At 68.1% G+C, this 14586-nt stretch carries 14 protein-coding genes; 10 read left to right on the top strand and 4 right to left on the bottom strand.

Going from position 1 to position 14586, the window contains the following annotated elements; all coding sequences use genetic code 11:
- The first annotated feature begins 113 nt into the window (after positions 1-113).
- The 5 genes from ACZ50Z_RS22695 to ACZ50Z_RS22675 all read left to right on the top strand — a co-directional run bounded on the left by ACZ50Z_RS22695 (position 114) and on the right by ACZ50Z_RS22675 (position 4767).
- On the top strand, positions 114-854 hold the full coding sequence (locus ACZ50Z_RS22695; protein ID WP_464486361.1) for a GntR family transcriptional regulator: 741 nt from the start codon (positions 114-116) through the stop codon (positions 852-854).
- Positions 855-904: 50 nt separating this feature from the next.
- A complete protein-coding gene (locus tag ACZ50Z_RS22690) occupies positions 905-2722 on the top strand; it encodes an ABC transporter substrate-binding protein/permease (protein WP_464485571.1) in 1818 nt (605 codons plus the stop codon).
- Positions 2719-3468 carry an amino acid ABC transporter ATP-binding protein gene (locus ACZ50Z_RS22685; RefSeq protein WP_464485570.1) on the top strand — a complete coding sequence of 250 codons (750 nt, stop codon included), beginning with the start codon at positions 2719-2721 and terminating at the stop codon, positions 3466-3468. The genes ACZ50Z_RS22690 and ACZ50Z_RS22685 overlap by 4 nt, the downstream gene beginning before the upstream one ends.
- 65 nt (positions 3469-3533) lie before the next feature.
- Positions 3534-4037: a MarR family winged helix-turn-helix transcriptional regulator gene (locus ACZ50Z_RS22680; protein ID WP_464485569.1), complete on the top strand. Its 504-nt coding sequence runs from the start codon at positions 3534-3536 to the stop codon at positions 4035-4037.
- Positions 4038-4095: 58 nt separating this feature from the next.
- Complete coding sequence (locus ACZ50Z_RS22675) at positions 4096-4767, top strand: SDR family oxidoreductase (protein ID WP_464485568.1); 672 nt, start codon at positions 4096-4098, stop codon at positions 4765-4767.
- Positions 4768-4773: 6 nt separating this feature from the next.
- Here the strand turns inward: ACZ50Z_RS22675 and leuS are convergent, their stop codons facing one another.
- Positions 4774-7683, bottom strand: coding sequence for a leucine--tRNA ligase (gene leuS, locus ACZ50Z_RS22670; RefSeq protein ID WP_464485567.1), 2910 nt, complete (start codon positions 7681-7683; stop codon positions 4774-4776).
- A gap of 184 nt (positions 7684-7867) precedes the next feature.
- Here leuS and ACZ50Z_RS22665 point away from each other — a divergent pair, with 184 nt between their 5' ends.
- Both ACZ50Z_RS22665 and ACZ50Z_RS22660 read left to right on the top strand, forming a co-directional pair.
- Entirely contained in the window at positions 7868-8971 is a 1104-nt protein-coding gene (locus tag ACZ50Z_RS22665; RefSeq protein WP_464485566.1) for an LpqN/LpqT family lipoprotein, read from the top strand.
- 68 nt (positions 8972-9039) lie between these two features.
- Positions 9040-9381, top strand: a complete 342-nt coding sequence (locus tag ACZ50Z_RS22660; protein ID WP_464485565.1) for a hypothetical protein — start codon at positions 9040-9042, stop codon at positions 9379-9381.
- Between the two features lie 18 nt (positions 9382-9399).
- Here the strand turns inward: ACZ50Z_RS22660 and ACZ50Z_RS22655 are convergent, their stop codons facing one another.
- Positions 9400-10005 carry a YqgE/AlgH family protein gene (locus tag ACZ50Z_RS22655; RefSeq protein WP_464485564.1) on the bottom strand — a complete coding sequence of 202 codons (606 nt, stop codon included), beginning with the start codon at positions 10003-10005 and terminating at the stop codon, positions 9400-9402.
- Between the two features lie 146 nt (positions 10006-10151).
- Between ACZ50Z_RS22655 and ACZ50Z_RS22650 the strand changes: the two genes are divergently transcribed.
- Entirely contained in the window at positions 10152-11438 is a 1287-nt protein-coding gene (locus tag ACZ50Z_RS22650; RefSeq protein WP_464485563.1) for an MFS transporter, read from the top strand.
- Between the two features lie 50 nt (positions 11439-11488).
- Positions 11489-12262 carry a TIGR03084 family metal-binding protein gene (locus ACZ50Z_RS22645; protein WP_464485562.1) on the top strand — a complete coding sequence of 258 codons (774 nt, stop codon included), beginning with the start codon at positions 11489-11491 and terminating at the stop codon, positions 12260-12262.
- Positions 12263-12277: 15 nt separating this feature from the next.
- Here the strand turns inward: ACZ50Z_RS22645 and ACZ50Z_RS22640 are convergent, their stop codons facing one another.
- A complete protein-coding gene (locus tag ACZ50Z_RS22640) occupies positions 12278-12604 on the bottom strand; it encodes a DUF2710 family protein (RefSeq protein WP_464486360.1) in 327 nt (108 codons plus the stop codon).
- Positions 12605-12654: 50 nt separating this feature from the next.
- On the bottom strand, positions 12655-14343 hold the full coding sequence (locus tag ACZ50Z_RS22635; protein WP_464485561.1) for a DUF5632 domain-containing protein: 1689 nt from the start codon (positions 14341-14343) through the stop codon (positions 12655-12657).
- 82 nt (positions 14344-14425) lie between these two features.
- On the opposite strand from ACZ50Z_RS22635, the gene ACZ50Z_RS22630 reads away from it, so the two are divergent.
- A complete protein-coding gene (locus ACZ50Z_RS22630) occupies positions 14426-14569 on the top strand; it encodes a hypothetical protein (protein ID WP_014378759.1) in 144 nt (47 codons plus the stop codon).
- Positions 14570-14586: the final 17 nt, after the last annotated feature.

The raw sequence follows: 14586 nt of genomic DNA, 5'->3' as shown, positions 1-14586 counted from the left end.
CGGGGCGGCTTTGCTCCAGGTTCATCCGCCAAACGCCTCAACGCACGCGTCAATTCATGAGAAACTCTCAGCGCTAGATGCCCGAACTGGCGCGAAAGAGACTCAATAAAAAGATGCCGAAGAAATACGGGGTCAAAGAAAAAGACCTGGTTGTTTCGCACATCCTCCATTTGTTGTTGACTGGCAAGCTGCGCAGCGGGGACCGCGTCGACCGCAATGAAATTGCGCTGGGCTTGGGAGTCAGCCGGGTCCCCATTCAAGAGGCACTGGTCCAACTCGAACACGATGGCATTGTGTCCACCCGTTACCACCGCGGCGCCTTTGTCGAGCGATTCGATGAAGCCACCGTCCTCGAACACCACGAACTGGACGGGCTGCTCAACGGGATTGCGTCCGGCCGTGCGGCGACCAACCCCACCCCGCGGATCCTGGGACAGCTCGATGCCCTCATGCGCTCGCTGCGCACGGCCAAGGACGCGCGCGCGTTCACCGACATCGCCGCCGAATATCGGCGCACCGTCAACGACGAGTACGCCGGGCCGCGGCTGCATGCCACCATCCGCGCCTCGCAGAATCTCATCCCGCGCCTGTTCTGGACGACCTATCAGGGCGGACGCGAGGAAATGCTGCCGTTCTACGAAGACGAGACCTCCGCCATACATCGTCGCGACCCCGCGGCCGCGCGGGCGGCGTGCGTCGACCGCTCTTACCTGATGGCCCAGACCATGCTCGGCGAGTTGGTTCGGCGCCGGGTCATCACGCCGCCCGATGACGTCCGTCCCGTGGTTCCCGGTCCCCTTCAGGTGATTACCGGAGGAGAGACGCTCTCCGCCGAAGCTTCGTTGGCGCTGTAGAACACACTCTGACCGGGCCGCGCCGCCGGCCAGTCGATACGGTGGCAGTGATGAGTTTGCCCGTGCGCCGGCGCACTACGCGCCTTGCAAAACTGTTCGCACTGGCCTCGACATTGCTGGTGGTGTGGGGGTCGACGTCGATCGCGCTGGCCGGTCCCGCGGCCGCAGACCGGAACCAATGCGCGCCCGCCGGCCCGAAAAGCGCGGCGGTGCTGCCTGAGGAGCTGGCCCGTAGCCGTGCCATGGGCCGGCCCGACGAGCACACCACGCCCGGCGTCGAGCCGTTGAATGCGGTGAGCATCGACACCCTGGGGTTGGGCACGCCCGGGGTGTTGACCGTCGGCACGCTTTCGGGCGCCCCGCCCCACATCTGCATCACACCGACGGGCCAGTACAGCGGTTTCGACAACCAGTTGCTGCGGGCGATCGCCCGCAAACTCGGACTCCAGGTCCGCTTCGTCGGAACGGATTTCTCAGGGTTGCTCGCCCAGGTGGCGACGCACCGCTTCGACGTCGGGTCGTCGTCGATCAAAGCCACCGACGAGCGCCGCAACACCGTCGCCTTCACCAATGGCTACGACTTCGGCTACTACTCGCTGGTGGTGCCCCCCGGCTCCGCGATCAAGGACTTCCGCGATCTGGCCGCGGGGCAGCGCATCGGCGTGGTGCAGGGCACCGTCGAAGAGTCCTACGTCGTCGACAACTTGCATTTGCAGCCGGTGAAGTACCCCGACTTCGCCACGGTGTATGCCAGCCTCAAGACGCGCCAGATCGACGCGTGGGTGGCGCCGGCCGGGGAAGCCGCCAGCACGATCCAGCGGGGCGATCCGGCGGTGATCGTGGCGCACGCCTTCAGCAACGAGGGATTCGTCGCGTACGCGGTGGCCAAGGACAACAAGCCGTTGGTGGATGCGCTGAATTCCGGGCTGGACGCCGTCATCGCCGACGGCACCTGGTCAAACCTGTACTCGCAGTGGGTGCCCCGCACCCTGCCGCCGGGCTGGAAACCCGGATCCCTGGCCGTCCCGGCGCCGGTCCTGCCGGATTTCGCCGCCATCGCCGCGAGTCAGCACCACAAAAAGGTGGGCCCGACCGCGCCGAAATCGACGCTCGCGCAGATGCGTGACTCGTTCTTCGACTGGGACATGTACCGGCAGGCCATTCCCGCTCTCTTCAGCACCGGCTTGCCCAACACGTTGATCCTGACCAGCAGCGCCAGCGTGATCGGGTTGGCGCTGGGCATGCTGCTGGCCGTCGCCGGGATCTCCCAGTCGCGCTGGCTGCGCTGGCCGGCGCGGGTGTACACCGACGTGTTCCGCGGGCTCCCCGAAGTAGTGATCATCCTGATCATCGGGCTCGGCGTCGGGCCGATCGTGGGCGGGTTGACCAACAACAACCCCTACCCGATCGGCGTTGCCGCGTTGGGGATGATGGCCGCGGCCTACGTCGGCGAAATCCTGCGCTCGGGCATCCAAAGCGTGGACCCCGGCCAGCTGGAGGCCTCCCGTGCGCTGGGGTTCAGCTATGCGGCGGCGATGCGCTTGGTGGTGGTTCCCCAGGGTGTCCGACGGGTGCTGCCGGCGCTGGTCAATCAATTCATCGCCTTGTTGAAAGCCTCTGCGCTGGTGTACTTCCTGGGCCTGGTCGCCGACCAGCGGGAGCTGTTCCAGGTGGGCCGCGACCTCAACGCCCAGACCGGCAACCTGTCGCCGCTCGTCGCCGCCGGCGCCTTCTACCTGATATTGACCGTCCCGTTGACGCATTTGGTGAACTACATCGACACTCGCCTGCGCCGTGGTCGCGCCACCGTCGATCCCGAAGAGCGGCCCGACATGCTCACCTCGACGTTCGGCCAGGAGATCACGTGACTCCCAGCATCGACGGCCGGGCGCCAGTCTCTTTGGCGTGCAATGGCATTCACAAAACTCTGGGCGGCACCGCGGTGCTGCGTGGCGTCGACATCGAGGTCCCCGCGGGCAGTACCGCGGCGGTCATCGGGCCATCCGGCTCAGGCAAGTCGACGCTGCTGCGCACGCTCAACCGCTTGCACGAGCCCGACAGCGGCGACATCCTGCTCGATGGCAGGTCGGTGTTGACCGACGACCCCGACGCGCTCCGCCAGCGTATCGGCATGGTGTTCCAGCATTTCAACCTCTTTCCGCACCGCACCGTGCTGGACAACGTTGCGCTGGCACCGCGCAAGTTGCGGCGTCTGCCCGCCGACGAGGCCCGCGAACTGGCGCTGACGCAGCTGGACGGAGTTGGCCTGAAACACAAGGCCGGTTCCCGCCCCGGCATGCTGTCGGGCGGCCAACAACAGCGCGTGGCGATCGCCCGCGCGCTGGCGATGTCGCCGCAGGTGATGTTTTTCGACGAGGCGACCTCGGCGCTGGATCCCGAAATGGTCAAGGGAATCCTGCAACTCATTGCCGACCTTGGTGCCGACGGCATGACAATGGTTGTCGTAACCCACGAAATGGGTTTCGCCCGGTCGGCATCCGACGCGGTGGTATTCATGGATCACGGCAAAGTGGTGGAATCGGGTCCTCCCGAGCAGATATTCGAAGCCGCCGAGACCGAACGGCTGCAGCGGTTTTTGTCCCAAGTGCTTTGATCTCCACTGCCCGATGGGCAATAGCTCCCTTGTCCGCGCCTGATAACGGGTTAGACTCCCGATTTATGGCAGACAGCGAATCGAACCCGGCCGAGGTTGCCGAGCTCGCCGAAGGTTTGCATCGTGCGCTGTCCAAATTGTTTGCCATGCTCCGGCGAGGCGACCCCAGCGGGGCCGCGGCCGGAGAATTGACCCTGGCGCAGCTGTCGATTCTGGTCACCTTGCTCGATCAGGGCCCGATTCGGATGACCGATCTGGCGGCGCACGAACGCGTGCGGACTCCGACCACGACCGTGGCGATCCGCCGGCTCGAGAAGGTGGGGCTGGTCAAACGTTCCCGCGACCCGTCCGACCTGCGGGCGGTCCTGGTCGACATCACCCCGCGCGGTCGGGCCGTTCACGGTGAGTCGCTGGCCAATCGTCGCGCGGCTCTTGCCGCGATGCTCAGTCAGCTTCCCCCCGCCGACCTCGACACCCTGATGAAGGCGCTGGCGCCGCTGGAGCGGTTGGCCTCCGGCGACCCCACCTCCGGGCCGGCCGGCGTGCCCCCCGCACGCAAGGAAGCCTGAAAACTACTTTCGTTCAACGCTTTTCGTCAGCATTCGTAGGCTGGGTAGACTTTCAGGCATGCCCAATGCACTCATCACCGGCGCCGGCCGCGGGATCGGCACCGCGATCGCCGCGGCGCTGGCCCCCACGCACACCCTGCTGCTGGCCGGCCGCCCCTCCGACCGGCTCGACGCCGTCGCGGAGCGCCTCGATGCCACCACGTTCCCACTGGACCTGACCGACGGTGGCGATATCGAGGCCGCCTGCGAAATCGTGGACGAACTCGACGTGCTGGTGCACAACGCAGGGTTGTCGATCCCCGCGAACGTCGCCGACTCCCACGTCGACGAGTGGCGTGCCACCTTCGCCGTCAACGTCTTTGGGCCGGTGGAACTTACGCTCGCGCTGTTACCCGCGCTGCGACGCGCCCGCGGCCAGGTCATCTTCATCAACTCCGGCGCGGGGCGCAACGTCTCGCCCGGAATGGCCTCGTATTCGGCCAGCAAGTTCGCCATCCGCGCGTTCGCGGACTCCCTGCGCAACGACGAGCCGGAGTTGCGCGTCACCACGGTCTACCCCGGCCGCACCGACACCGATATGCAACGCGAACTCATCGAATTCGAAGGCAAAAGCTACGATCCCGACAAATTCCTGAAGCCGGAAACCGTTGCGGCCGTGGTCGCCAACGTGGTGGCCACTCCGCCCGACGGGCACGTCCACGAGGTGGTGCTTCGCCCCGCCGGACGCTAGGCGGCGCTACACGACCAGGTTGACCAGCCGGCCGGGAACCACGATCACCTTGCGCGGGCTGGCGCCCGCCAGGAACGCCTGGACCTTCTCGTCGGCCAACGCGGCGGCCTTCAGGCTGTCCTGGTCCGCGTCGGCCGCGACCGTCACGCGTCCACGGACCTTGCCGTTGACCTGCACCGGATATTCGACGGTGTCGTCGACCAGGTACGCGGGGTCGGCGACCGGGAACGGCCCGTGCGCCAGCGAGGTGGTGTGGCCGAGCCGCAGCCACAATTCCTCGGCCAGGTGCGGAGCCAGGGGCGCCAGCATCAACACCAGCGGTTCGACCGCCGCGCGGGGCACCGCTTCACGATGCTCCTTGGTGAGATGGTTGGTGTATTCGATCAGCTTGGCCGCTGCGGTGTTATTACGCAGTGCGGCATAGTCTTCCGCGACACCGGCGATGGTGCGGTGCAGGACCCGCAGGGTGCTGGTGGCCAGCTCCTGAGTGGGCCCCTCGTGCGCCCGCGTCTCGCCGGTCTGTTCGTCGACCACCAGCCGCCACACGCGCTGCAGAAAGCGGTGGGCCCCCACGACGTCCTTGGTCGCCCAGGGCCGGGACGCCTCCAGCGGGCCCATCGACATCTCGTAGACCCGTAACGTGTCGGCACCGTAGTCGTCGCAGATCTCGTCGGGTGAGATCGAATTCTTCAGGCTCTTACCGATTTTGCCGAATTCCTGGAAGACTTCGACGTCTCCCCCGGGCCCCGGATAGACGAAACCGCCGTCACGTTCGACCACCTCTTCCGCCGGCACATACGATCCGCGCGCGTCGGTGTAGGCGAAGGCCTGGATGTAGCCCTGGTTGACCAGCCGGCGGTAGGGCTCGCGCGAGCTGACGTGGCCCAGGTCGTAGAGAACCTTGTGCCAGAACCGGGCGTACAGCAGGTGCAGCACCGCATGCTCGGCGCCGCCCACGTACAAGTCGACGCCACCGGGATCCTGTGGGCCGTGTTCGGCCGGCCGTGGCCCCATCCAGTAGGCTTCGTTTTCCTTGTCGCAGAACCGTTCCGAGTTGTGCGGGTCGGTGTAGCGCAGTTCGTACCAGGAGCTGCCGGCCCACTGCGGCATCACGTTGGTGTCGCGGCTGTAGGGCTTCAGGCCGTCGCCGAGATCCAGCTCGACGTGCACCCACTCCGTCGCCTTGGCCAGGGGCGGCGAGGGTTCACTATCGGCGTCGTCGGGGTCGAACAGCACGGGCGAGTAATCCGGCACGTCGGGCAGCTCGACCGGCAGCGCGGCCTCGTTGAGTGCGTGCGCGCGGCCGTCGCTGTCGTAGACGATCGGGAATGGTTCACCCCAGTAACGCTGGCGGGCGAAAAGCCAGTCGCGCAACTTGAATTCGATGCGCGCGCGACCCCGGCCCTCGGACTCCAGGCGGGCGGTGATCGCTTCCTTGGCCGCGGCCACGTCCAGACCGTCAAGGTATCCGGAGTTCACCAGCACTCCGTCACCGGCGTAGGCGGCTTCCGAAATGTCACCACCGGCAATGACTTCCACGATCGGCAGTCCGAACTCGTGGGCGAAGTCCCAGTCGCGCTGGTCGTGGCCGGGAACGGCCATGATCGCCCCGGTGCCGTAGCCGGCCAGGACGTAGTCGGCGATGAAGATCGGCACGGGTTTCCCGTTGGTGGGATTGGTGGCATAGCAGCCCAAAAAGACGCCGGTCTTGGCTTTGCTTTCCTGACGCTCGAGGTCCGACTTCGAGGCGATGGCGTGCCGGTAGGCGTCGACCGCCTCGCGGGGCGTCGCGGCGCGATAGGTCCAGCGCGGGTCGGTCCCGTCGGGCCAGGCCGCGGCCACCAACTCGTCGACCAGGTCGTGCTCGGGGGCCAGCACCAGATAGGTGGCACCGAACAGCGTGTCGGGCCGGGTGGTGAATACCTCGATGTCGACCGTCTCGCCATCCGACTTGGTCGCCGAAAACAGGGCCTTGGCTCCGGTGGACCGCCCGATCCAGTTGCGCTGCATGGCTTTGACCGGTTCCGGCCAGTCCAGAACATCGAGGTCGTCGAGCAGCCGGTCGGAATAGGCGGTGATCCGCATCATCCACTGCCGCAACCGCTTCCGGAACACTGGGAAGTTGCCGCGGTCGCTGCGTCCGTCGGCGGTGACCTCTTCGTTGGCCAGCACGGTGCCCAGTCCGGGGCACCAGTTCACCATCGAGTCAGCCCGGTAGACCAGTCGGTGGCCGTCGATCACGTCGGCCCGCTCCCCCACCGACAACGCGGCCCAGTCCCGCCCGTCCTCGAGCCCGCGCGCCCCGGACTCGAATTCGGCGACCAGCTCGGCGATGGGGCGGGCCTCGTCGGCGGCGGTGTCGAACCAGGCGTTGTAGATCTGCAGGAAGATCCACTGCGTCCACTTGTAGAACTCGACGTCGGTGGTCGAGAAGCTGCGCCGGCTGTCGTGGCCCAGGCCCAGGCGGCTCAGCTGGCGCCGGAAGTTCACGACGTTTGCCTCGGTCCGGGTGCGCGGGTGGGTGCCGGTCTGCACGGCGTATTGCTCGGCGGGCAGCCCGAACGCGTCAAAACCTAACGCGTGCAACACGTTACGGCCTGTCATACGGAAATAGCGGGCGTATACGTCCGTCGCGATATAGCCCAGCGGGTGGCCGACGTGCAGGCCCTCCCCCGACGGGTACGGAAACATGTCCTGCACGAACAGCTTGTCGTCCGGGACCGGGGACCCGTCTGTCGAGGCCAGCGATCCGACCGGGTTGGGCACGTTGAACGTCCCCAGCTTCGCCCAGTTGTCCTGCCACGCGCCCTCGATCCGGCCCGCCAGCGCCGCGGTGTAACGGTGCGGCGGCGCGTCGGAGTCCGGCTGGGCGGCGCCAGGGCCGCTGCCTGGCGTAGTGGTCGAGGATTCGGTCACCTGAACAGGGTATAAGGGCCGACACGGCGGTCCGCCGGGCACAGGTTGGTCTCGGTTGCGTTGCGCGGCGATCAGGGGTTCATCCCAGGTGTATTTCGAGCCTGTTCACCGCCTTTGACCTCTAGTTACAGTCAGCCACTATCGACGGCTTCGGGTATTTGAGCCATGGGAAGGACCGACGCAGATGATTGACATCGTCCCCGTCCACCGGGCACTTCTCGGCGGCATGGTCGCCGGCCTGATGGGTTTGGCGGTTGTTGCGGGTGGCACCGCATCGGCGGACCCGTTGCCTCCGGCGCCTGCGCCGGTCCCCGCCGTCCCCGCACAGGCGCCGCAGAACCTCGGGCCCGAGCTGGTGCCTCCGAGCAGATACCTCGCCGCCCCGCAGGCGGCTACCCCCTTCGCGCCGCCGGCCACCGCCACGGCCCCGGGAACGTCGGTGCCTGCCGCGGCCGCGCCGGCGCCGGCTCCCGTTCCCGCGACCTCCGGCACGATTCGTGAATTTCTGCAGTCGAAGGGCGTCAAGCTCGAGGCGCAAAAGCCGCAGAACTTCAAGGGTCTCGACATCACCTTGCCGGTGCCCGCCCGCTGGACCCAGGTGCCCGACCCCAACGTGCCCGACGCGTTCGCGGTCATCGCCGACCGGCGCGGTAGCAGCATCTATTCCTCGAACGCCCAGGTGGTGGTGTACAAGCTGGTCGGCGATTTCGATCCGAAAGAGGCGATCACGCACGGCTACGTCGACAGCCAGAAGCTCCTGGCGTGGCAGCCCACCAACGCGTCGATGGCCGATTTCGGGGGCTTCCCCTCGTCCATCGTCGAGGGCACCTACCGCGACGGCGACATGACGCTGAACACGTCGAGGCGCCACGTCATCGCCACGTCGGGATCCGACAAATACCTCGTCTCGCTCGCGGTAACCACCGATCGTGCGGTCAGTGTTGCCGATGCACCGGCCACCGACGCCATCATCAACGGCTTCCGGGTCGCCGCCCCGGGCGTGGCCGCGCCGGCGCCGGCCCCGGCCCCCGCTGCCTCTCCGGTCGGGCGACCCGCCCAGCCGCCAGCCGCCCCGGCTGCCCCGGCCCCCGCTCCGGTTGCCCCGGCGCCCGCCACGGCTCCGGCGCCCGCCACGGCTCCGTTGGTGCCGCTCGCCCAGACGACGCCCGCGGCCCCGGCCCGGCTCCCCGCGCAGACGCCGCTGCCCAACCAGCAGCACACGCCCAGCCTGCTGGCCATGGTGCCGGGCCTGCCGCCGCTGCCGAACTTTTCGTTCCTCCAGCACTGAGTCCGGCCGCGCCCCACGCCGGCAGAGCCGGATGAGCGGACCGCCAACCCGGCTCGTATTGTGGGCCCATGCTGATTGCGGGCGTGCTGTGCATGTGTGCGGCGGTGGCCTCGGCGGGGTTCGGCACCTGGTCGCTTGCGCACACTCGGAATTTCGGCGCCACGGCGCTTGCGCTGCGCGCCATGGCACCCACCCAGCTCGCGGCCGCGGTCATGCTCGGCGCCGGTGGCGTCGTGGCCTTGGCCGCCGTCCCGCACACCGCCCTGGTGGTGCTGATCGTGTGCGTCGCGGGGGCGCTGGGGACGCTGGCCGCGGGTTCATGGCAGAGCGCGCGTTTCGCGCTGCGCCAGGAAGCGGCGGCGCCCGCCTGCGCGGGCAGCTGCGCCGGCTGCACGCAGTCGTGCCACTGACCCTTGGCCGGCGGAGCCCTAGTTTCGGCTGATGTCGATCGGGTGGGTCGCGAGCAGCGAAAGCGGCAGCGGCTGACGGCGCAGGACGTGGCCCCACAGATCTGACCTGGGGCCGACCAGAACGTCGGATGGCAAGGCGGACAAGACGATCCAGTCGTCGCGTTCGATCTCACCTTCGAGCTGGCCGATCGTCCAGCCGGAGTACCCGGCGAAGATCCGCACCCCCTCCACGAGTGGCGCGATCGCGTCGGGGTCGGCGTCCAAATCGACCATCACCACCCGGCCGTCCACGTGCCGCAGGCCCGGGACGTCCTGCGGATCGGCGCCGACGCGCAACGTCGCCAGACACAGTGCGGCGTCACGCTTCACCGGGCCACCGATGAACATCGTCTTCGGCTTCGCCGACAGGTTCGTCCACTGGGGCAGCACGTTGTACACCGCGGTTTCGCTGGCGCGGTTGAGCACCACACCCAGCGTGCCGCCATCGTTGTGCTCGACGATGTAGATCACGCTGCGCCGAAATGTCGGTTCGAGAAGGTCGGTGTTGGCGAGCAGCAAAGTGCCCGCACGCACCCGTTGCGCGGCGGGTGCGACATAGTCCTCTGGATCCTCCGGCGGCGGCACCTCACCATCATCGCATCTGGCCGATCGTCGCCCAGGGCAATCGAGAGCGCGGGCCACGGCGATTTGTACTGTTGTTGGGACAGCTCTGAGCGCGCGAGCTTGCCAGCCCCAATCGCGGAAGTCGGTTTTCGGTGATCCCAACCCGGATGCAATCCAGCGCACCCGTCGAAGTCTGGCGGTCCGTGCGCGGTTTGCCAGACATCTGGGGGCTGCTGCAAGTGCGCATGGCGAGCCAGTTCGGTGACGGCCTGTTTCAGGCGGCGCTGGCCGGAGCGCTGCTGTTCAACCCGGATCGAGCGGCCGACCCGCTTTCCATCGCGCGCGCCTTCACCGTCCTGTTTTTGCCGTACTCGCTGCTGGGACCGTTCGCCGGCGCACTGATGGATCGGTGGGACCGTCGGCTCGTCCTCGTCGGCGCCAACGCGGGTCGCCTGATTCTCATCGCCGCGATCGGCACGATCCTGGCGGTCCGGGCCGGCGACCTGCCCCTGCTGCTGGGCGCGTTGTTCGCCAACGGCTTAGCCCGGTTCGTCGGGTCCGGGCTGTCGGCGTCACTGCCGCACGTGGTGCCGCGCGAGCAGGTGGTGACGATGAACTCGGTGGCCACCGCCGTCGGGGCCATCGCGGCGTTCGTCGGCGCAAACTTCATGCTGGTGCCGCGGTTCATCTTCGGCGCGAGCGACAAGGGCGCCTCGGCGATCGTCTTCATCACCGCGATTCCCGTGTCGATCGCGTTGCTGCTGTCGTGGCGGTTCGGTCCGCGGGTGCTGGGCCCCGACGATACCCGGCGCGCGATCCACGGACCGGTCATCTACGCGGTGGTCACCGGCTGGCTCCACGGTGCGCGCACGGTGGCGCAGCGCCCGACGGTCGGCGCCACGCTGTCCGGCCTGGCCTCGCACCGGATGGTGGTCGGCATCAACTCGCTGCTCGTCTTGCTGCTGGTCCATCACATGCCCGATCCCGACGGCGGGGGATTCGGCACCGCGCTGTTGTTCTTCGGCGCCGCGGGCTTGGGCGCCTTTTTGGCCAACCTGCTGACACCGCCTGCGATCCGTCGCTGGGGGCGCTATGCCACGGCAAACGGAGCGTTGGCGGCTTCGGCGGTCATCGAGGTCGCCGGCGCCGAACTGCTGGTCCCGGTCATGGTGGCGTGCGGCTTTCTCCTCGGCGTGACCGGTCAGATGGTCAAGCTCTGCGCCGACACGGCGATCCAGATGGATGTCGACGACGCTCTTCGCGGACATGTGTTCGCCGTGCAGGATGCGCTGTTTTGGGTGGCGTTCATCGTCGCGATCACGGTGGCCGGGATGTTGATTCCCGACGACGGGCACGCGCCCGCGTTCGCACTGTTCGGCTCCGTGCTCTACCTGGCCGGCCTGGCGGTGCACAGCTTCATCGGGCGCCGCGGCGAGCCGGCGAATGATCGCTAAGGTGGCCACGTGATCTGTCCGATGGTCGCGTCATGCAGGGGAGCGCAGCGATGACCGGTCCCGCACCCATGGTCGAGGACTTGCGCGCCGAAAGTGACGCGCTCGACGCCCTGGTCGCGCCGCTGCCGCCCGCGCGCTGGGCCGACCCGACACCCGCGCCCGGCTGGACCATCGCGCATCAGGTCGGGCACCTGCTGTGGACCGACCGGGTCGCGCTGATCGCGGTGACCGACGAGCCCGGGTTCGCCGACGTGCTGGCGGGTGCGGCCGCCGACCCGACGGGTTTCGTCGACAAGGGCGCCGACGAAATGGCCCTCCTGGCGCCCGCCGAGCTGCTCGCCGACTGGCGCTCCACCCGCCGCCGGCTGCACGAGGAGCTGCTCGGCGTCACCGATGGTCGCAAGCTCCCGTGGTTCGGGCCGCCGATGAGCGCGGCGTCGATGGCCACCGCGCGGTTGATGGAGACGTGGGCACACGGTCTCGACGTCGCCGACTCCCTGGGCGTCACCCGGCCCGCGACCGATCGCCTGCGGTCGATCGCTCATCTGGGGGTGCGCACCCGCGATTTCGCCTTCGCGGTCAATAATCTGGCACCCCCGGCCGAGCCGTTCCTGGTCGAACTGCACGGACCCGGCGGTGACATCTGGTCCTGGGGACCGCCGGAGGCTGAGCAGCGCGTCAGCGGCTCCGCGGAGGACTTCTGTCTCCTTGTCACCCAACGGCGCCCGCTGAGCGACCTCGACATCACCGCCCAGGGCACCGAGGCGCGGCGCTGGTTGGAGATCGCGCAGGCTTTCGCGGGGCCTCCCGGCGCCGGCCGATGAACCCGGTGCGGGCCGTCAGTGCAGCGGGCCGCCGTAACTCGCCCGGTTCTCGGCCTCCGCCTCTTCGCGCAGCGCCGTGATCGCCAGGTTCAACCTGTCGGCCAACTCGCCGTGGCCGTACCCGGTCATCACCCCGGGATGCAGCCTCAGTTTGATCAGCCGACCGTCGGAATTCGCCACGGCGTACACGTCGCCCAGGTCGACGCTGTAGGTCACCGCCTCGGCCTGCGCCACGAGCGCTTCCCACTTGTCGGCCGCTTGGCTCAGTTCCCGGAGAACCGACTCGACGAGGTCTTTATCGCTGAGATTCGCGCGACTGCCCGAACCCGACACGAGGGACAGTATCGTCGTCCCCTCCGACCAGCGTCAATTCATACGCGGGGGTTCTCGGCTCAACTGGTGGGCGCCGACGCGGCGAGCTTGTGATACCAGGCGAGGTGATAGTTCGCCGACACCGTGTCGCCGCTGGCAATGCCTTCGGTGGCGGCCATCAGCATGCACTTGAGCAGCAGTCCCGGATTGACGTTCGGATACTGGACCAACAGCTGGTACCGGGCCGTGTCGAGATGCACGCGCAGCACGTCGACCTCCTGATCGACGACCAACCCGCCCGCGGCCGCGGCGTCGGCCAGCCGCGTCGCGATCTTGGGCAGCTCGGTGCGCGCCCGGGTGATGTGGCTGAGCACGCTTGCCAAGTCGTCGATGGCCGGCAGCTGCCGCGGCTCCACCGACGATCGTGTCGCGGCGAAGTCAGCCGAGCGGCGCAACGAATCACCGGGGGCGTACGTGACGACGCGTGCCGTGTCGCCGATCAGTGCGGCGACCCTGCCGCTGCGTCGCTCGGGTTCCAACAACCGCACACCGGCCGGAAGGCTGATGCCAGACGGGATCCAGCCGTGGGCGAGGTCGGTGACCAAGACCGTCGTTCCGTCGGCGCGATCCCCGATCGCCCAATTCAGCCGCGGCTCTTGCCGGACCACAAACTCCAGGAGCCGGTTCAGCCGGTCTTTGTCGAATCCCGTTGGGGTCACCGGTTTTTCGACAGGCGCCTGCGCTGCGGCGACGGCTTCGGCCGGGGCCGCGGCAGGGGTCTCTTGGCTTGTTGCGGCCGGCTCGTCGCCGCCGGGTGCCGCCGGTTCCTCCGCCGCGGCGTGGTGGCGCCCGCTCCCGCTCTTGACGGGTTCCTCAACGGGCGCCGGTGGGGTGTCGACGGGCGGCTCGACGACCGGCTCCGCGTCCGTGACCACCGGAATGACCTGCGTCTCCTCGAGATGCGCCGCATCGGCGACCCCGGCCGGTTCCTCCTCGTCGGGGGCGGCTTCCTGCCCGGGTGCCGCCGGTTCGTCGTCAGCATCGGGCTCGTCCGCGACCGCATGGTGGCGTCCGCTTGCGACGGGTTCCTCGGCCGGCTCGGGTGCGGTGTCGCTCGGCGTCTCGATGGCCGGTTCCGCGTCGGTGACCACCGGAATGACCTGTGTCTCCTCGAGATGGGACACATCGGTGGCTCCGGCGGCATCCTCGTCGTCGGGGGTGGCTTCCTGCTCAACCGCCTGCGGCTCGCCGGGGCCAGCGACTGGTTCGACCACGCGGCGACGCCACCTTGGCGGCGGCTGGGGTGGCTCATCGCCGTGGTCGAGCTCGCGGACCGCCGGTAGCACCTGCGTCTTCTCCAGGTCCGCGCCGGAATGCTCGAGGGCCGATGGGGGAGCAGCGACGGGCTGTGCACCGCTCTGCACCGTATGCAGGTAGCGAATCGTCGATTCGACGCGGCGCACGGCGCGGCCGCGGGCTTCCTCGATCACCCGCGCCTCGGCTGCCTGACGGGCCGGGTCGCTCATTCCCGCGCGCTTGAGCATCTTCAATTGGTCGTTGGCACCGTGAGCAATCCGCTCGAGGTCCGCCTTGAGATACTCTGCGAGAGTTGCGGTTTCGGTAGTGACCATCGACAACTCGGCAGGCCAAAGCCCGCCTGTCACCCAAGGGGTGCAGTCGATGGGAGAGCTGAAAGCCGGAATCGCCAAAGATTCCCGGGTAGCTCTCCGGAGGCGCTGACGCGCCGTCATCCGACCGAAGATCGCCACTAGCTAAGCCTACCGCCAGCGAGCGGACGACTTGTGCGGTCAGTGAATTGTGCGCCCGCAAACGCCTGGGTAGCGTGGGGACATGGCTGAATCTGCACTGCAGCAGCAACTCGACGAGGTGCGTGCCTTGCTCGCGCGCGCACGAGAGTTGTTCGGCCCCAATCCCGTAGAACCGCCGACGGGCATCGCCCCCGATCCCAGCGCAGCTAAGCCCTGGCTGCGCTAGGCCGACGCCGTAGCTGC

It is taken from the genome of Mycobacterium sp. NTMscope_MAC_269, from assembly GCF_976985695.1.
The sequence above is the reverse complement of the archived record's forward strand: the minus strand, read 5'-3'. Positions and strand labels throughout refer to the sequence as shown.